Origin of the sequence: Paenibacillus sp. P13VS (assembly GCF_015143645.1) — a bacterium.
In the GTDB taxonomy this organism is placed as follows: domain Bacteria; phylum Bacillota; class Bacilli; order Paenibacillales; family Paenibacillaceae; genus Paenibacillus; species Paenibacillus xylanilyticus_A.
In genome coordinates this window covers 68,764-88,025 of record NZ_WYEV01000017.1, presented here as the reverse complement: position 1 = coordinate 88,025, position 19,262 = coordinate 68,764, and the positions used below count along the sequence as shown (strand labels likewise).

Below are 19,262 nucleotides of genomic sequence, written 5' to 3'. Positions count from 1 at the left end.
AATACTACAACACGAAACGAATGAAAGCAAAATTTAAAATGAGCCCGGTAGAATACCGAACTCATTTTAATCAAGCTGCCTAATGAAATAACCGTGTCTAACTTTTAGGGGTCACTTCATTATTCGGCTCGTGTTTTTTGTTTTTTTCCTGATTTGATGCGAGTTCATTCCCAGTATAAAATAGGGGAACGGGGTTTATTTTATCAAAAGGATTAAATTGTAATTAATACAAATTAGTTGAAATTATTATGTTGACCCTTTCTTTTGGATTACATATAATTACTTTTGCAAACCGTTAATCCTGTATATGGCTTTAATTTGGGAGGGTGGTGTTCGTTTGGAGCCGACAACCACGATTCGCGATCATTTAGAGAATTATCTGAAGCGCGAGCAGATGTCCATCAGTTCTTTTTCGGAAGCATCGGGTATTAATTCGGGTACGCTGAGCAATATTTTGAACAAAAACCGCCCGATTGCGATGCAGCAGTTGGACCGAATCACTTCAGCCATGAAGCTTGAAGAAGGCCACTTCTATGAATTGTATATAGATGAGTGTTTTGTTCATGCTACCCCCGATTGGCGAAGACTGGGCCCCTTCCTTCACCGTTGTGCGGAGTTAGACAAGCTAAATTGTATTGAAGAGGTTATCCAATTGATGATGGATAATCTATCGTATATTCCCCTTTTATTTGATCTGGCTGAGGAATTTTACCACGAGGGTAGATTTAAACCAGCCATCCTCTTATATGAAACGATCGCTGAGAGTGAGAAAATGCAGCATTCCGAGCGTCTAGCTCTATGTCAGTATCGGCTCTTCAAATTGGGTCTGACCAATGACCAGCAGAGAAACCTGATCATCGCAGCCAAGTTCGAGTATTATGTCGATCGCTTGGATGAACGATATCAGTTGGACGCTCTTAATGAACTGATCAATGCTTTTGGAGCACTACACCGATGGAGCAAAGTGCAGGAGCTGTCCGAGAAGCTAAAGGTGAAGGCAACCATTCATTATGAATTGAATGGCAGAAGAAAACAGGAAGAAACCAAAAAGCCTATTGTTTTCTATGTCCTTTATTCCGATTTGGCTGCTGGAAGTGCATGTTATCATCTCAAGGATTACGATAGTGCTTTAAAATATGTCTCATTATATGCAGATAACAGCTGGGTTAAAGACCCCGATCAGGATGAGATTGTGGTTATTCATCAGTTCCAGGAATGGGCTGTAGCAAATCGTTATATCTATCAATTGATGGCGGGGCAGTTCGAGATACTGCCTTCCTATTTAGAATATATATCTACCAAGGAAAATGAAATTTTTCCTGCGCTTTGCGATATAGTCACCGCCGCTAATCGTTATGGTGAAAATATCGATTATGTTCTTGAACAGTATCAATCCTATTTTACGTATCAGGAACAGAGTAATCGAATTGGAAAGGTTAGCAAGCAGGTTACAGATGATCGTTATTTACGTCTTTTAGCTGATCTTGGAGCGTATTATCTAAAGAAAGATGAATATCATAAAGGTTTGGGATTTGTGCTTGATAGCTTAAGATTTTCTATTGAAATTAGCAGCGGCAGGGGTATGCTAAGGGGTATCGGATTGTTTGAACAGTATAGGGATTATGCGACTGATACAGCCAAGCAGCAGTACAAAATGATTATTAGTGAGGTGCAGAAACTCAATGAAGAGAAAGTTGGCTTTGCTGATAGCTACATGTAGCATTGTGGTAAGCATACTAACTCCTGCAAGTGAGCCTGACTTAAGTACGGATGCTCCAAACCCCGCAATTATGAGAACCGCTGATCATGGTTTCGGCTCTTAATCCCATTAGGAAATTGGAACGCTTCTGAATTTTCATTCAGAGGCGTTTTTTTTGTTTGCCTTTGCCATGACAAAGGAGGGGTGGCTCCATCTTAAACGGATGGACTAAATTGATCCTGTAAATTCAAAAAAATGAAATACGGGATAGTCGGCTATTTACTTTTGAATATCTGTGTACTATAGTTAGTTACATGAGTAACTAACCAATTAACCTAAATAACGAAAGTTGGATTGGCATGAAATCGACTTTGGATGAATCACAGCCCATATTTCATCAGATTGCCATGATGATTATGGATGATATTGTGGAAGGCAGATTAGAAAGTGAAGAGCAGGTTCCATCGACGAATGAGCTCTCACGGTTCTACAATATCAATCCGGCGACAGCGCGCAAAGGGCTGCAGGAGCTTGTGGACAGAGGAATCATTTATAAACAGCGAGGTGTTGGGATGTTTGTCGCCAAAGGAGCAAGAGATGCACTGCTGGTTGAGCGAAAGCAGCATTTTTACGAAGAATACATTATGCCACTGCTCGAGGAAGCCAGACGGATTCATATGAATGAAGACATGATTATTGATCTGATTAAAGGCAAGAGAGACAAGGAGAGTGAGTCATGATTCGTGTAGATCAGGTAAGCTACGGTTACCATCAGACACCTGTTTTGGACCATGTCACATTGCATGAAAGTGAGCCGGTCATTAGTGCGATCTGGGGGAGAAACGGAGCCGGGAAGACAACACTTATGAGTTTGCTTGCTGGGCATAACCGTCCGGATCAGGGCAGCATTCAAGTTATGGGGGAGGACCCCTACAATAATCTGGCTGCTCAGAAGCATCTCTGCTACGTTCAGGAGAATCACCCGCTGGGCAGGAATTGGACAATAAATGACCTGGTAAGATTCGGTCAGTATTTTCATCCGGAGTGGAATCAGGAATTGGCGGAGTCGTTAATTGATCGGTTTGAATTACCATCCAAAAGGAAGATCGTCAAATTTTCCAAAGGGATGAAAACAGCTGCCCAGATGGTTCTTGGCCTCGCAAGCCAAGCGAGTGTTACCATTCTGGATGAGCCGACTAACGGGCTGGATGCAGAGAAACGCAAATTTTTCTATAATGCCTTGCTTGAAAGTTATGAAGAGCATCCCCGTCTGATTTTGATTTCTACCCATCATATTGAAGAGATTCAGCCGTTATGTGAGTCAATCATCGTGCTCCATCAAGGCGGCGTCCTGTGTCATGAACAGATGGAAGAGATGCGCGAAAATGGAGTTCTGCTAACAGGGTTAATTCGTGACATAGATCAGGTTACCCAAGGAGAAACCATCATGGAGTCTGTACAGCTCGGATCAACAAAAAAGGTGATGATTGATGCCTCTTACTCCAAGGAGTGGAGGGATAAAGCGCAGGCGCATGGGCTTTCCATTGAAAAAGCGACCCTGCAGGACTATTTGGTTAACCTGACGCGGAAACAGGAGGTGCTTAAGGGATGAATGCAGTTAAAGGTACAAATCGACTGATTCTGGATGATATGCGTTGGTATCTGATGCTCTTCTCACTCATTACACTTATGCTTACGGCAGTATATCTGGCAGTGGGCTTCATATTTGATGTTGCTTTTACCACTCAGCTGTTCGGACCCATGTATGGGGGGATCTGTGCATTTGCCGTGGCAGGTCTAATTACGCTGTACCCCGTTGCAATTGGACTGGGGAGCACCCGGATTCAGTTTCTGAAATCCTTCTACCTCATCTCTGCATGGATGGTGGTTGGTACCATTACCATTCTGAATGTGATCTATCTCATCATGCATCTGCTTCATGAAGCGGGATGGCTAGGTGTAACCTTTTATCAGTTGGGTAGGCTGCACTCAAGTCATTATCAATTCTTGTCCTATCTCTGGATTGACTTGATGGTTGGATTTCTTGTCCTCGGGTTATCTATCTTTTTGACGGTTTGCTGGATACGGCTGGGGATGCGCAATTTCCTGATCCTGTTCTTCGGCTTGGGCCTGATTCTTACACTGGCTTTCGTTTTGTCTGACCTGAGTGTTCTCGTAAAATGGTTCACGAGTATCAACATCCTGGTGTTTGCCACGGTCTTGGGGGCTTTGAGCTGTGGGTTGATTCTATGCACCTATCCCATGATGAAGAATGCGCCGCTTACAATGAAGGGCAGAAAAGAGTAGTGGTTACCGGTATACGTTAGAAGGCTGTGTGGAACTATGGAATCAAAGCGTAAACAAACAAACACGAGTGCATGACTGCCTCGTGTTTTTCTGTTTAAATACCACTCCTGTACCTGAATCTTCTTAGCTTGTTTCAAGTAAAATGCTTCGTCCGAGTTCCTTCAAGTGTTCCATGGCACTCTGATAAGGATAAGGTCCATAGCTTACCCGGGCTACCCCGAGCCTCGCGAGCTGCGCTGGTGTTGGCTCATTAGATGTAACCATCACGTTTACTGGAATCGGGGAGCGTTCACATAATTCCTGAATGAGTTGTGGGTTCTGCAGGCCTGGAACGAATAGGCCGCTGGCTCCTGCCTCAGCATAAGCGCGGGATCGTACCAAGGCTTCTTCCAAGTGGGATGAGGTATGCTGCGCTGGGGCCGTTTGCAGAAATATATCCGTACGAGCGTTAATGAATAGGGGAATGTCCATCTGTTCAGCCGCTTCCCGAGCGGCTCTCAAGCGCAGGACGAATTCCTCAATGGCATAGAGACCTGTTCCACCAGGAAGTTGGTCTTCAATGTTAATGCCGACAGCACCATGTTCAATGACCCGGAGGACATTTTCCTTCACTTCTGACGCATACCTGCCATGCCCTCCCTCAATATCGATGGTAACAGGCAGTTTAGTGCTGGATGTGATGCGAGCCAGATTGGAAAGTACCCATTCAAACGGCATCATCTCTCCATCCTGCTCACCATGAGCTGCAGCAACAGACCAGCTTCCAGTGGCTATGGCTGCGGCTCCAATTGATTCAATGGATTTTGTACTTCCGGCATCCCACACATTGATTAGCACGAGTGGATTACCTTTGATGTGCAGCTGGTGAAATAGCTGTGCTTGTTCTTTCAGGGTATGCATAGGATGACTCTCCTCCGTTATATCGTTATTAATGGATTACTTTTTCACTGACGATGTCTCAACGAATTTGTTCATAAGCAGTCTTCTCATGGGTTAACAGCCAGTTCTTGCGAGTAAGGCCACCGCCGTACCCACCCAGATCGCCACTTGCATTAATGACCCTGTGGCATGGGATTACAATGGCCAGTTGATTCGCCCCATTGGCCTGTGCGACTGCACGGCATGCGGATGGTTTACCCAGTGCAACAGCGATGTCCTGATATGACCTTGTCTCGCCTGGCGGAATCGCCATAAGCTGCTCCCAGACGCTCTTTTGAAATGGTGTTCCTAAACAGAACAACGGGGTGTCGAATGCCCTTAAAGTCCCGTCAAAATACGCTGTCAGTTCCCTCTCTATGGAGCGAATGGGTTCAGTTACACCCGGTACGATGGCCGACTTGGTTCGTTTCCGAAGACGCTCCACTTCCCGCTCCAGACCTTTGCGATCCACAAATTCAAGCAGATACAGGGCTGTATCATCTGCCACGGCCATCATGGGTCCAAGACGTGTATCGATCCAGGAGGCCTTTAGCACTCGCCCGTCATCCACATGAGTAGGAGCGGCACCCATAATTCGGGAGAAAGCATCCCGGAAGCCGCTGCTGGATTCGTAACCTGTCGATAGCTGGGCATCGATAATGGTGCGGCCTGAGCGGATATTCTTCAAAGCCAGTCCCATGCGACGTGCGCGAGCATACTCCACAAAGGTCATGCCGAACCGCTTTTTGAACTGGCGGCGTGCCGTGGACTCATCGATGGACAGATCCTTGAAATCCTGACCTTTCCAGCGCTTTTCCGGATTGTTCTCCACGGCCTCGACCAGTATTCGGACTACATCGGATACCTGGTTGGGATGGGATAATGGACGGCAACGCTGACAGGGGCGAAATGAAGCGAGCAGTGCCTGCTGTGCAGTCTCGTAAAACTCACAGTTTTCATATTTGGGTTTCCGTGCAGGGCAGGTAGGGCGGCAGAATACCCCCGTCGTTTTGACACCAACATAGAATAAACCTTCGTATTCCGAATCTTTGGCAACCAGCGCCTGATAATATTGTTCTTTCAGTTCAGTAGAGATCATTACACGCACGTCCTTACGATTTTTGTTCCAGCCAGCAAGATGCTGTTTTTACGGAAGTTACATCTGTCTTTGTTATTATAAAAAAACGATGCGCAGGGCATCGCCGAAAATCAGGCATGAATATTTTTATTTTGGTGCAATGTCTTTCTTTCCTCCAGTCCAGTTTACCAAAAAGATCCCCAGGAATATAAATAACCCGCCAATATAAACGTAGCTCCGGATGACCTCCCCAAGAAGCAGCCAGCCAGATAGTATGCCGAAGAACGGAGCTAGAAAAAGAAAGGCGCTTGTTTTGCCAGGATCGCCTTTGCTCAGCAGGTAGTACCATGCAGCAAACTGAACAATGGAGCCAAGCAGTGCCAGGTATAGAACAGCACGAATGGAAATGGCGTTAAGCTCCAGATGTGGTGTCTCCAGCGTTAAACTGAGCAGTAATAGGAGCAGGCCGCCGAATAACATCTGATAAGCGGTCAGTACCCAGGTGCTGAAGCGGGTCCCCCATTTTTTTACGAGTAAAGTAGCAATGGCCCACGACACGGCGGAGCTTATGCCCAGCCACGTTCCTTCTGATAACTGCAAGTGAAATCCCAACGTAACAAACACTCCTGCAATACCAATAACGACACCTATCCACTGATAAAACCGGTATTTCAGATGGAGAAACAGACCTCCCAATATAACGACCAACAACGGATTGGTAAACGTAAGAATGGAGGTCTCTCCAGAAGGAATGGTACGCATACTAAGAAAGATGCAGGCCATAACCCCGGTCGTCTGGAACATACCAATAACGAATAATCGGGTCCAGTCCGGTAAGGTGGAAGGAAGATTTTTGTTCCATACCCATAGTGCCATGAGTCCCCCAGCCAGTGTAAAGCGGATACCTACGAGAAGAAGTGGAGAGATATAAGCGAGCCCGATTTTGCCAACAGCAAAAGAAGAACCCATAAGCGAAGTAGCAATAATGACAAGTATGATGTAAACCAAGCGATTCAATATGTTCCCCCCTAAATTCGGTAATGCTTCCGTCTAACCAAGGTAACACGTCAATAGTTCAGAACTCATCGAAGTGTGGCTGTAATGATCAAATTCAGTGGGTTTACATATTATGGAGCTTCATGAGGGACGATATGGTGTAGTGATTAATAAGGCATGTGTCGTTTACATGGATTTAGACCAAGATGGAAGGAGTTCCAATGATGAAAAAAAACATGAATACATTTGCTCTTTGGGCATCGGTGCTTTGCATTCTGCTGCTGATCAGCGCATGTGGCGCGAAAAATAACAATGAATCGGTTCAGGAACACGCTTATCCGCAATCCAAGCAGCCTATCGAGGAAGCGGGAAAAGGCTCCATTCCGAACTCGGATGCCAAACAGGGTAAAGAGGACCCGGCAAATACGGCGGATGGCGATGAAGGGAAGCTGTCTGCTCAATCCGATTCATCAGCCAATGACGAACAGATCGCCATTCAAATTGACCAATCGGACAAGCCGACAGAGGATAACAAAAGCTTTGACTTTTCCGTGAGCCAGGTGCCAGAGGGCTACACCCTCTCTGAGCTGCGGTGGACATCCAACCAGATTACCATCATTAACTCGCCTGCAGAGGCCATTCAGCATGGTGGTGACGGTAAAGAAGGCTTCTATATTAGCGGGAACGGACAGTTCTCCGGCTTTAAGTACTCGGATGAAATGAAGGGTGAACGGGGCAAAATCACACTTGTCTACAAGAATGAAGCGGGTAATGAGATCCTGGCCGAGCAGGAAGTTCAGTTGAAGAAATAACGTATAAGCAGCCGATATTGAACTGCACCCTAATTGTTGGATAACATCTAACAATTGGAGGTGCAGTTTTTCGTGTGCCATTATATCCAAAAATGTATCTTGCGTTAAGCGCTGTCTGATCTACATGAAGTCGAAGAAATAACGTACGACATGAAACATGACCGGAGACGTATAGGTCAGGCTGTCGACTCGGCTTAGATAGCTTTTTTTGAGGGCATCAAATTTGTTGTCGTCACCGATTAACAGGTCGCGCTTGAGTACAGACACCGTCAGACTGCCGAAGAAGCCGGCAAGGCTAATCAATACACCGATAAAGATTCCGAATTGCCAATCGAACGGAGTCAGATAAGGGTGAATGAAATAGGAGGCTACCGTTGTGATCACGAATGCACAGGCGAATCCTTCCCATGTCAAAAATGGATTGGCTGTGGGTACCACTTTACGTTTGCCCAGATAGAGAGAGACCAGATAGTGGACCACATCGTTAAGCTGTGTTAACACAACCAGGAAGAGGACCAGCTTCGACCCATACTCCGGTGTTGCGAACGGAAAGTAGGCCAGATGGCTGAGTCCGAATACCATCAGCATCAATCCCCACTGCGTAGAACTTACACTTCGCAGGAACCCGACCGTTCCCTTATTAATCAATCGGGGAAGCGGCAGCACGAGGAAGACATACAGTGGAATAAAGACGATAAACATCCCATACCATCCAATATAGATCCAATAGAACTGCACCGGTATAGCGAGATAAGCCCATAGGAACAGCCGGCGGTCAGCCTTTCGGGTGCTGCGAATCATGGAGAAATACTCTTTGAGCGCGAAGAACGCGAGTACCATCAACGAGATAAGGGAAACAATCGGATTGAAGAGCGTAGCGAGACAGAAAATGACGAGCATGCCCCACCAGGTCTTGATTTTGTTGCCAATGCCCGAATAATCCTTATCCGGCTGAAGCTTGGCAATGATTTTATACACGATATGTATGACGAGTAATGCTGCAAAAATGAGCGTTAATGTGAAGAGCGAGCTGCTCACGAACCAATCACCTGCTTATTCCAGAAGTAAGATCCCATAATTGGGTACCTATGTTATTATGAAGGAATAGTGCCAACTTGATAAGGGGAAATTTCGTTATGACAGCCGACCGTTCAATCTACATCCTGCTTACGAATACAGGGACACTGTTTACCAAGGTTATTCAGAGTTACACCAGAGCACCATACAATCATGCCTCGATCTCTTTCAACCGGGAATTATCCGAGCTGTACAGCTTCGGCCGCAAGCACCCGAACAATCCGCTGAATGGCGGTTTTGTGAAGGAGGATATTCAGACGGGTACATATAGCAAATATCCAAATACAACTTGTGTTATTTATGAGCTTCAGGTTACGGACCGCGAGGTGGAAAAGATGAAACGTGTGCTGCAGATCTTCATCCGCAGCCGTCAGAAGTACATGTATAATCTGCTGGGGGTCATCGGCATTACCCTGAAGGAGCCCGTGGAATTCAGCAACTCCTATTTTTGCTCCCAGTTCGTGGCGGAAATCCTTCAACGTTCGGGAATTAAGCTGTGGAATAAGCTCCCTGCACTGGTGACCCCCGATGATTTTCGTCAAAGCGACCGCCTGAAGCTGGTGTACGAAGGAAGGTTAAGCGACTATAAGCCAGTGACCTAAACACGTAGAACAGCCTGCTGCCTCAGATCATTGGGCAGCAGGCTGTTCTTATATATCATAGGGATGATCTCGCTGACTGATCAAAGTCTACTTCTTCAATAAACTCAATGACCTCGCCATTAGGGGTATGAACCAAAGCATTTCGGACCTTCAGCGGGGGCTCGCCTAGAGAGATCCAATCCGGTTCAACGTAAGATTTGGCACCATGAGTCAGTGCAAGCTGGTATATGGCATCTACATTGTCTACATAAAAGGCCAAATGCAGCAGTGCTCCATGTCTGACTTCCTCGGGGGAGGCTGCTGGTTCACCTTCAGCAGGGATAACGGCACCGGGATCAAACAGTTCGATACAGGTTCGCTGATCCGGGGATATCAGCATGCTCGCCTCAGCAATAGAGAACGATGGCAAGCTCCAGGAGTGACCGACCTTGAAACCAAGTACCTGGGTATAGAACGAAAGGGTTTCTTCATAATTACGTGCCTGAATGGCAATATGAGCAATACCTTTTATACTCATTCTGTAGGACTCCTTTTATTTGTTGTTTATTAAAGTATAAGGATATTGCCGAAGTGAATACATGCCATATCGAAGGATATAATGAAGAATATGTTAGAGATTATAAGTTATTTTGTAGAAAAAAACTTAATTAACAAGCCTATATCGGAGGTCTGGCTTATGACTTATATTCCAGATGAGATTGATCAGCGGATCATGCGTCTGCTTCAGCATCATGCACGTATGCCTATAGCGCAGATTGGTAAGGAGATTAACATGTCCCAGCCCTCTGTTAAGGAGAGAATCATCAAGTTGGAGGAAAAGGGTATCATATCGGGATATTCGACCATCTATGACTTGGCTAAGTTAAATCGGGGAACCACCACCTTTATTCTGTTCAAAACCGAACGCTGCGAAGAACTGGTGCATTTCTGTGAACAGGCCCCAGAGGTTACGGATCTACACCGCATCAGCGGTGAATACAATTATCTGATCAAAGTAAGAACGACATCCATCGAAGAGCTCGCATCGTTCCAGGATGCACTTGTGAAGCTGGGCACATCCAAATCCCATATCAGTATGAAAACGATTATGGAAAATCGTGTACTCCTCTAAATGCAGTTAGGTGAAATCATTGAACAAAGCAGGGCAATATGTCTGTCCTGTTTTTTCATTGTGCATATGCACAATGAATTTCGTCCTTTCATCAATATTTATTTAATGCGCCAGCCTCTATAATGAAAGCGTGTTCAACAAGAGCAAGGGGGCAATCACAATGGAGGCTTTAACTATTAGTTGGATTGGCGCACTGGCAGGACTTGCTATTGCCATCATATTGATCTTAAGGAAGCTGAACCCGGTCTATTCGTTATTTCTGGGAGCAATTGTAGGCGCTTTAATTGGTGGGGCAAACCTGGAAGAGACCGTAAACATATTGGTGAATGGCACGCAAAGCGTCATGGGCACCGTGCTCCGCGTCCTTGCGGCAGGGGTTCTGGCAGGTGTCATGATGGAGTCTGGAGCGGCAGAGACCATAGCTCAGGCGATTGTGAGAAAATTTGGTGGAAGCAAAGCAATTCTGGCATTGGCACTGGCCACGATGATTATTACAGCCGTTGGGGTATTCATCCCCGTTGCCGTACTTATAGTGGCACCAATCGCACTGTCTGTGGGTAACAAAATGGGCATTTCCAAACTGGCCCTAATTCTTGCGCTATCTGGCGGTGGTAAAGCGGGGAACATTATCTCTCCGAATCCCAATACGATTGCAGCGGCACGTGGATTCGATCTGGATCTCAGCAATGTCATGCTGGCAGGTGTGATTCCGGCCATCTGCGGATTAATTGTGACCGTTATCGTCGCTTCGATGCTCAAAAATAAAGGCGTAATGGTTACTGGTCAGGAAGCGGAGCAGGGTGAAGTGGATACCTCACAGTACCCGCCGCTGAAAAAAGCAATTGTTGCACCTCTGGTAGCCATCATTTTGTTAATGATTAACCCGATTGGTTCAATAACAGGGGTAGAAGTACTATCCACGTTCAAAGTGGATGCGATGTATATTCTGCCGCTTGCCGGCATCATCGGCATGCTGGCGATGGGACAAGGTAGAAACATTGTGAAGTATACAACTTCCGGATTAAATAAAATGACAGCAACCGTGCTTATTCTGATCGGCGCAGGTGGGATAGCGGGTCTGATCTCTGCATCCGACCTGTCAGGTCAGGTGGTTAGTTTAATTGAAGCATCCGGCATCTCAGGCACCTTCCTGGCGTCGATTGCGGGTATTCTGATGGCAGCAGCTACTGCCTCTACATCAACCGGTGTCATTCTGGCAACGGGCTCGTTCGGTGACGCAATTCTGAACATGGGGACGGCTCCGCTCGCAGCAGCGGTTATGGTGCACACCGGGGCAACCGTCATTGATTCTCTACCTCAGGGGAATTACTTCCACGTTTCGGCAGACAGCATGAAAATGACGATCCGGCAGCGGATGGGAGTCATTCCTTATGAAGCTATTGTGGGTGGGACGATGGCGATTGTAGCCACATTACTATACGGATTTATCCTCTAATAATAAGGATGGGGTGAGAAGAATGGGAGAGAAGACATTTGTACTGGCACCGGATTCATTCAAGGAGAGCATGACGGCGAAGGAAGTCTGTATTGCGATGGAAAAAGGATTGCGTAAAATCTACCCGGACGCCAGTTACATCCATGTGCCCATGGCAGACGGCGGAGAGGGGACCGTGCAATCATTGGTGGATGCTTCGAATGGTGCTATTCACCTGAAAGAGGTGAGCGGACCGCTTGGTCAACCGGTCATGGCGCAGTATGGCATTCTGGGCGACGGCACCACGGCAGCCATTGAGATGGCATCAGCCAGCGGCATTCATCTGGTAACCCCGGACAGCCGGGACCCGCTCCGCACGACCACTTATGGAACAGGAGAACTGATTCGGGCATGTCTGGATCTTGGCATTCGCAAAATCATTATCGGGATTGGTGGCAGTGCCACCAACGATGGCGGTACAGGTATGGCGGAGGCGCTTGGGGCGAAGTTTCTGAATGCCCAAGGGCAGCCACTTGCTCGTGGCGGTGGGGATCTGAACAAGTTGGCCCATATCGATGTGTCGGGTCTGGACCCGCGTTTGCAGGAAGTGGAGCTCATTGTAGCCTGTGATGTGACCAATCCGTTATGCGGAGAGCATGGTGCTTCAAGGGTATTTGGACCGCAGAAGGGGGCTACACCTGAAATGGTACAGCTGCTGGATGCCAATCTCTCTCATTATGCGGAGGTGGTGAAACAGCAGCTGGGCAAGGATATTCGGGATGTTCCAGGTGCCGGAGCAGCAGGTGGACTGGGTGCAGGACTGCTGATATTTACCCAGGCTGTTCTGCGTAAAGGTATTGAGATTGTCATTGAATACACAGGTTTGCAGGGCAAGCTGGATCATGCAGATGTGGTGTTTACAGGTGAGGGCGGAATCGATTTTCAAACGAAATTTGGCAAGACTCCTTACGGTGTTGCACAGGCTGCCAAGAAAGCCGGCAAACCAGTCATCGCCATCGCAGGGTACGTTGGTGAAGGGATTGATACGCTATACACGGAAGGTATTGATGCTGTATTCGGTATTGTACCGGGCGCAGCCGATCTGGGTAAGCTGCTTCGTGAAGGGCCGGAGAATGTGGAGCGTACCATGGAGAACATTGCAAGAGTGCTGAAGTTGGGTTTATGATCTTGATGATCAATAGCGATGAAGTGATAAATAAGAGTATAACGGAGACGGGTTGCGGATCTGCCAGCGTGCAGATGCTGCATGCCCGTCTCTCTTTGTTATGATGGCTGGTGTCACTGATGGAGTGAGAGCAGGCCATGTGTAAGCTCGATCAGTTCGAGCCAGTTGTGTGGGTCTCTGCCCGTAATGCTCTCTATGCGTTTGAGGCGATACTGCAGCGTATTGCGATGAATGTTCAGATCGGTTGCCGTCATGGTCATGCTGCCGTTATGGTGGATGAAGCTGCGCAAGGTTTCCAGCAGATCTGCGTGATCTTCCAGCCTGCTAATGATGTTGGCTTGAGACGTCAGTCGAGCCTTGCTGAAGCTTACCAGAAAGTGCACATCATCATAATAGAGGAGAGGAGCAGCCGGCTGAAGTGCCATCAGAATATTCATGACGGATCTTGCCTGCTCATAACAAACGGCAACGTTGGGTTCTTTTCGGCTGACTGAAATAAAGCAGTGAGGCTGTTCTTGACGCAATCGCTTAAGGAGTGAATCAAGATCGGTTTCGCTTTGAATCATGATAATCTGTGCGTCACCTTCGTCTTCCATGGAGAACGAGGGGAATTGCAGCAATACTTTGCCTATACTTTCATTGAATTCAGGAGTACTTCCACTGGCTTTGATGTAGAGGAGGACGGTTGGCAGCTGCAGATCCAGGTTGTACTGCAATGCTTCCTTCCTGATCTTCAAGGAATAGGAGCCGTAATGATTCAAAAGGCGTTCCAGAAAGGCCTTCTTGCGCGATGTTTCGTGAGCCAGACTCTCCAATTGGTTGCGTTGTTCAATGAGGAGCGCCACCGTTGTCCGTACAATGTTACAGAACGGGCGAACCTCATCCGGATGGCCAGAGATTCCGATGACACCCACATGCTGGTTGTTGATCGTAATCGGTTCATTGGTACCCATTTTCTCTAATTTCCCGTCCTGCCAGACCTCAGTTCGGGTTCCGGTTGTCAGTGCCCGAACAGCACCCTGATGAACGGTTCCAACCCGCTCCTTCTGACCGCTTCCAATAATAATACCCTGTTCATTCATGATGTTGATGTTATACGGGATGTCCTGCATCATGTTGTCGACGATTTCCTGTGCCTGTCTCTCGGTGAGCTGCAGCAACGCTATTTCCCCCTTTCTACTTATTTTACTTAATATAGGTCAATCGTTAATGGAATGTTGGCATATCGATCTGCATTGTTCATATGAACGAAATTATAAATGATTGATAGGGCTTACACAAATGACATATTCACCTCGATTGCGCGAGTGATGATATGATCCTGTCCCGTTCCCGCTCTGATTCGTTAAGGTTCCTTGGACTACGTTCACTGCATGATGATTTGATAGGCTCGATAGAGAGGAAGTAGGCCTTCGAGATTATATGTAAATAAAAAATGATGAATAATGACGAAAAATGTAGAGATTCAGCCTGATTTTTACCTTCATACAGGATCTTTTTCCATATTTTAGATTTATTGTTCAGAATCCGTTCAGAGTTGTGCAATACAATAGACCTAAATTGCGGACCATTTGAATGGAATAGAAGGGGAGGATATAGGTTTATGTTTTACAGGAAGCTAGTAAGTTGTTTATTAGTTGCAGTTCTGTTTTTGCAGGTTGTTAGTGTAGGAGGGGTAGCGAATGCAGCATCTACACCACTGGAGCAATTAAATGAAATTAGAAAATCTGTTCAGGATATTGAACAAACTATTTCACAAGTTCAAAGTCTCATAGAGAACAGCAGCTTAATTGATATTATCGATAAAACAACGCTCTATGACGGGCTGGATGGAGAACAGAAGAAAGAACTGGCAAGAGGAATGACTCTTTTGCTTCCACTTGGAACAGATTATGAAAGTCAGGGTCAAGTGGATTACATGTTTTATCTCTTAAGCGACATAGTAGTGCTGCCCAGAGTTACGAATTCAAGTGCTGTAGAGGGTCTTCTGAATGAGCTATATAACTATTATAGTCAGGCTGGAAATTTCCTACCTTCTGAACAAGCACAACCAATGGGTGAGGCGAGTGCTGCCTACAGCATGCTTAGAGGTGCTGATAAGGAAATATTCACAAATATTGTGATGTTTGGACCTGCTTTAGGTCAACACCAAACACCCATTAATTATAAGGGTCAGATTCAATTACTGAACGTGCTGATGTCGGATTATCTTCCAATTAACAGACCCATCACTGGATCAGACATGGATGCTGCACTGAATAGTCTTTATGCACACTATCAAATGACTACAATGTTCGGCATGAGTCCAAATGCTACGGTACAGCCTTTTCCAATCAACATGGAGAAGATGTCTACCATCCAGAATAATGAGCAGAGACGGGCGGAACTGGCAGATTGGATGATTTATAAGAGAACCGGTGTTGAAGGCTACAATACCACAGCAGAAGTACAAGCCGCCTTCGACGCATTCTTCGCAGTGGCTGCACCAGCAGTGACAGCGGATGATGAAGCAAATGCAATTGTAGGTGCGGACGGTACAATGGAATACAGCACGAATGCTGGCGTGGATTGGTTTGTATACAGTTCTGCTAATCAACCTCAATTTGAAGGTGCCCAAACGGTATGGGTACGTGTGAAAGCAACTGAAAGTACTCCAGTAGGTCCTTACGTGACATTGACCTTCACCGAGAATAGAGGAGCAGATCCACTTGAGGCACTGAACTTGGCAAAAAGTAATGGAGATTTAGCCGGTGTACTTTCTGCAGTTCAAGATCCTCAAGTTGGAGTAATTCTTCCTCAGGATTTTGACAACTGGACCAAGGATGAGAAAGAATCCATGGCTGAGTTTTTAACATTTATGAACGGCAGCAAAGGATATGTGAGTAAAGATCAAGTGCAATATGTGATTGACCTGGTTGTTTACCCTCGGGGAATTCTTCAGACACGTGATTTGCCGAGCGTGGAGCAGAGGATTACAACGTATTTTGACATGCTGAGAGGCCTGCCTGAAGTATTCAGTGGGAATATGGATTCCAGCATCCCGGAATACTATAGCATTGGGAAAAAGTATAACAAGCTGTCGGCAGTAGATAAGCAGATTTTGGCGTATAATATTAAATTTGATATTTTACGTAGTTCGCTACCCGTATATCAGTATAGTGAGCGGTTATCTGCTAGTCTATCGACGTATGGACCGATTAACAGTTTGACAACCCAAAACCAAATGTACAGTGCATTGGTGCGTCTTCGTTTATTACAGAAGGAGTCGGCAGAGTTTAATCAGAATTCGAGCACATCAGAATATTTGGAGAACTTCTCGCTTAACCTAAATAAAGTAGACGATATTACCTATTCAAAATACAAAGAACTCGCCCAGTGGATGATTGATAATCGTCCAGTACAGGGTTACGAAAGCTACCAAGCTATTCAACAAACGTTCAATGCTTTCTTTGGCCCATTATCACCGATGGAACAATTAAACGATGCAGTGGATGCAGAAAATGTAGGTGAGGTTCTAACTATTATCCGCAACAGCCCTGAGCTTGTAATACTCCCTGCGGGATTCAATGATCTTACTCTTGAAGAGCAGTTAGCTGTAGCTCAAGCTTTGATTGATTTGCTTCCGGATAAATATGATTATGAAAATGAAGGACAGGTAAGATATACCGTTGGGCTGGCATATGAAGCTGTGCTTGCTTATAAGGCAACGAGTCAGGCCGAGATGCAAAGTCATTTGGATAATTTCTATATGAAGCTTTCTCAAGTCGATGAATATATCTCGATTGAAGACTTCGAAGATTATGAAGAATTCCGTGAGCTTAGCAAAAAGTACGTAGAGGGGTCTGTTGTAGATCAGAAATTGATCGCTTATATGGCTCGCCTCATCTTCAAAGAAGAAGGTCTTTCAGTAGATAAGGCTCTTCTCGGCATGGTTATGATCTTGACCATTTCTCCATCTCTTAATGTAAACACAACAGACGAGATGAGCCAGACCTTGTTTACACTTCTGATGATTCAACAAGAGGTGGAAGAGTACAACAAACAATCGGATCATGAAAAGCTGGATGACTTCCCATTGAATTTCTCGAAATTAGCAGATGCATCGAGTGATGAGTCTAAGATCGAAAAACTCGCACAATGGATGCTGGACAAAAAACCAGCTAACGGTTATGGAAGCTATACCGAGGTTCAATCGGCATTTGACGAGTTTTTTGAACCCAAGACCCCGGTGGTCACTCCGCCAAGCAGTGGCGGAAGCGGTGGTGGATCTTCATCTACACCTGTAACATCAACGCCTGCAACCAACAAAGAGACACTTACGGTGGATGTGAATGGTACCAACGGGACCAACTTGGTGAAAACAACAATTACACGTACAACAGAAACAAATGGTAAGGTGAAGGACCTCGTAACAATGTCTGAAGCGACTGCCAAAGAATCTGTAGAAAAAGCAAAACAGCTTGGCATGGATACAGCACGCATCATCATTCCGGATGCCAAAGATTCCGTATCCGAGACTCGCGTAGAACTGCCAAAAGCAGCAGTAAAACAGCTGAATGATGGCGGACTTAAGCTGGAGATCTCGACAGAGAATGCAATCATTTCAATTCCTACGGTTTCGACCGCTGGTTTCAACCAAGACTTGTACTTCCGCATTGTGCCAATGAAGCAGGAATCCGAGCGCAAGCAAGTGGAAGAACGCGCGAAGCAAGAGCAATTGATTCAGCAAATTACGCCGGATGCAAATGTCAAAGTACTGGCTCGTCCAGTCGAAATCGAAACGAATATGCAGAGTCGTGAAGTAACACTGACATTGCCACTCCGTGATAGTCTGCCGACAGATGCAGCAGCACGTCAGAAGGCTTTGGACAACCTGGCCATCTACATTGAACACAGTGACGGTACCAAAGAATTGCTGCAAGGAAAGCTCGTTCAACTGAACGATGGCAGTGAAGGCATCGAATTTACAGTAAGCAAATTCAGTACGTTCACACTGGTTGTGGTCGATGGACTGAAAGCGGCAGAAACAACTAATAAACCGTATATCAAAGGTTTTGGTGACAAGTTCCGTCCAGATGCATTCGTGACTCGTGCTCAAATGGCAGCGATGCTGGCGCGTAACCTGACGGATGAATCTAAATCTATTAATTCCGGTAATTTTGCCGACGTAGCAGCAACTCACTGGGCAAACAGCGAAATTGCACAAGCTCAATCCGCAGGGATCATGAATGGTATGAGCGCAACTCAATTTGTACCAGAAGGTTCGATTACACGCGCGCAGATGGCGACGATTGCTTACCGCTGGATGCAGCAGCAATCGGGCAGTGCAACTGCAGCAACGGAAGCTAGATCATCCTTTACGGATGTGTCCACAGATTCCTGGGCTGCAGAAGCGATCGCATATGTACAATCTGCTGGCCTGATGACTGGATACACCGATGGTACGTTCAAACCGGATAGCCAATTAACCCGGGCTGAAGCAGTAAAAGTATTAAATGTGTTGTTCAAGCGTACCCCAGCAACGGGTACAGGTTCACAATCGTTCTCGGACGTACCTGCGTCTCACTGGGCATATGCAGATATTCAAGCTGCAGCACAGCAATAATTTATCGGTAAAATAGTTGATAAATAAATAAGGCTACCCGAAAGGGTGGCCTTATTTGTATTTAAAAGAACAGATTGCAGTTTATTTTAGATGCGAATTTTACATATCTACCTGCAACAAACTGTCGAGACGTTTATTCCACGGTGTCTGTCCTTTTTCACGTATCACGCAATGGTTTCAAATCTCTGCAATCACTGAGAATACTGCTCCGTATGCAGAAGTTTCTGCATAACCGGTGAAGCCTCATCCGTTCCTGAGGAATGGTTATTGTTGTACTGTTATCATGGGCTGATCCTCAAAATATTCCTTCACTGAGTGCATAAAAGTTCCACGTGAAACGTCTCAACCCCGGCCTTTTTTGGGTAAACTTGTAAATTGGTCTTGCGGGGCTCTATACTCAATAGTATGTATAACATTTAATAGGAGAGAGGATGTA

17 protein-coding genes are annotated in these 19,262 nt (G+C 46.0%); 11 read left to right on the top strand and 6 right to left on the bottom strand.

What is annotated here, in order from left to right; all coding sequences use genetic code 11:
- The 5 genes from GUA98_RS27080 to GUA98_RS27060 form a co-directional block, all read left to right on the top strand.
- A partial coding sequence (locus GUA98_RS27080) for an IS3 family transposase (RefSeq protein ID WP_193724603.1) occupies positions 1–83 on the top strand: 83 nt, incomplete at its 5' end.
- A 254-nt stretch (positions 84–337) separates the two neighbouring features.
- The gene (locus GUA98_RS27075; protein WP_193725001.1) at positions 338–1,720 is read left to right on the top strand and encodes a helix-turn-helix domain-containing protein; all 1,383 of its coding nucleotides are present in this window, start codon (positions 338–340) and stop codon (positions 1,718–1,720) included.
- Positions 1,721–2,058: 338 nt separating this feature from the next.
- Positions 2,059–2,439 carry a GntR family transcriptional regulator gene (locus tag GUA98_RS27070; protein WP_193725000.1) on the top strand — a complete coding sequence of 127 codons (381 nt, stop codon included), beginning with the start codon at positions 2,059–2,061 and terminating at the stop codon, positions 2,437–2,439.
- Positions 2,436–3,311 (top strand): ABC transporter ATP-binding protein, encoded by an 876-nt coding sequence (locus GUA98_RS27065; RefSeq protein ID WP_193724999.1) that lies wholly within the window; start codon positions 2,436–2,438, stop codon positions 3,309–3,311. The genes GUA98_RS27070 and GUA98_RS27065 overlap by 4 nt, the downstream gene beginning before the upstream one ends.
- Positions 3,308–4,006, top strand: coding sequence for a hypothetical protein (locus GUA98_RS27060; protein WP_193724998.1), 699 nt, complete (start codon positions 3,308–3,310; stop codon positions 4,004–4,006). The genes GUA98_RS27065 and GUA98_RS27060 overlap by 4 nt, the downstream gene beginning before the upstream one ends.
- 123 nt (positions 4,007–4,129) lie before the next feature.
- On the opposite strand, the gene GUA98_RS27055 is transcribed toward GUA98_RS27060, so the two are convergent.
- From GUA98_RS27055 to GUA98_RS27045, 3 genes are all read right to left on the bottom strand, one after another.
- Positions 4,130–4,906 carry an isocitrate lyase/PEP mutase family protein gene (locus GUA98_RS27055; protein WP_193724997.1) on the bottom strand — a complete coding sequence of 259 codons (777 nt, stop codon included), beginning with the start codon at positions 4,904–4,906 and terminating at the stop codon, positions 4,130–4,132.
- Between the two features lie 58 nt (positions 4,907–4,964).
- Complete coding sequence (locus GUA98_RS27050; protein ID WP_193724996.1) at positions 4,965–6,023, bottom strand: bifunctional transcriptional activator/DNA repair enzyme AdaA; 1,059 nt, start codon at positions 6,021–6,023, stop codon at positions 4,965–4,967.
- A 126-nt stretch (positions 6,024–6,149) separates the two neighbouring features.
- Positions 6,150–7,019, bottom strand: coding sequence for a DMT family transporter (locus GUA98_RS27045; RefSeq protein ID WP_193724995.1), 870 nt, complete (start codon positions 7,017–7,019; stop codon positions 6,150–6,152).
- Between the two features lie 203 nt (positions 7,020–7,222).
- On the opposite strand from GUA98_RS27045, the gene GUA98_RS27040 reads away from it, so the two are divergent.
- Entirely contained in the window at positions 7,223–7,810 is a 588-nt protein-coding gene (locus GUA98_RS27040) for a hypothetical protein (protein WP_193724994.1), read from the top strand.
- A gap of 120 nt (positions 7,811–7,930) precedes the next feature.
- Here GUA98_RS27040 and GUA98_RS27035 read toward each other — a convergent pair whose 3' ends face one another.
- Positions 7,931–8,848, bottom strand: a complete 918-nt coding sequence (locus GUA98_RS27035) for a phosphatidate cytidylyltransferase (RefSeq protein WP_193724993.1) — start codon at positions 8,846–8,848, stop codon at positions 7,931–7,933.
- A gap of 98 nt (positions 8,849–8,946) precedes the next feature.
- Here GUA98_RS27035 and GUA98_RS27030 point away from each other — a divergent pair, with 98 nt between their 5' ends.
- Positions 8,947–9,489 carry a hypothetical protein gene (locus GUA98_RS27030; RefSeq protein ID WP_153980426.1) on the top strand — a complete coding sequence of 181 codons (543 nt, stop codon included), beginning with the start codon at positions 8,947–8,949 and terminating at the stop codon, positions 9,487–9,489.
- 55 nt (positions 9,490–9,544) lie between these two features.
- Here the strand turns inward: GUA98_RS27030 and GUA98_RS27025 are convergent, their stop codons facing one another.
- Entirely contained in the window at positions 9,545–10,006 is a 462-nt protein-coding gene (locus GUA98_RS27025; protein WP_193724992.1) for a VOC family protein, read from the bottom strand.
- A 159-nt stretch (positions 10,007–10,165) separates the two neighbouring features.
- Between GUA98_RS27025 and GUA98_RS27020 the strand changes: the two genes are divergently transcribed.
- The 3 genes from GUA98_RS27020 to GUA98_RS27010 all read left to right on the top strand — a co-directional run bounded on the left by GUA98_RS27020 (position 10,166) and on the right by GUA98_RS27010 (position 13,221).
- Positions 10,166–10,600 (top strand): Lrp/AsnC family transcriptional regulator, encoded by a 435-nt coding sequence (locus tag GUA98_RS27020; RefSeq protein ID WP_193724991.1) that lies wholly within the window; start codon positions 10,166–10,168, stop codon positions 10,598–10,600.
- A gap of 130 nt (positions 10,601–10,730) precedes the next feature.
- Positions 10,731–12,056 carry a GntP family permease gene (locus GUA98_RS27015; RefSeq protein ID WP_323131794.1) on the top strand — a complete coding sequence of 442 codons (1,326 nt, stop codon included), beginning with the start codon at positions 10,731–10,733 and terminating at the stop codon, positions 12,054–12,056.
- Between the two features lie 22 nt (positions 12,057–12,078).
- Positions 12,079–13,221 (top strand): glycerate kinase, encoded by a 1,143-nt coding sequence (locus GUA98_RS27010; RefSeq protein ID WP_193724990.1) that lies wholly within the window; start codon positions 12,079–12,081, stop codon positions 13,219–13,221.
- Positions 13,222–13,334: 113 nt separating this feature from the next.
- On the opposite strand, the gene GUA98_RS27005 is transcribed toward GUA98_RS27010, so the two are convergent.
- Complete coding sequence (locus GUA98_RS27005; protein WP_193724989.1) at positions 13,335–14,381, bottom strand: CdaR family transcriptional regulator; 1,047 nt, start codon at positions 14,379–14,381, stop codon at positions 13,335–13,337.
- A gap of 443 nt (positions 14,382–14,824) precedes the next feature.
- Between GUA98_RS27005 and GUA98_RS27000 the strand changes: the two genes are divergently transcribed.
- Positions 14,825–18,826 (top strand): DUF4073 domain-containing protein, encoded by a 4,002-nt coding sequence (locus GUA98_RS27000; RefSeq protein WP_193724988.1) that lies wholly within the window; start codon positions 14,825–14,827, stop codon positions 18,824–18,826.
- The last annotated feature ends 436 nt before the right edge of the window (positions 18,827–19,262 follow it).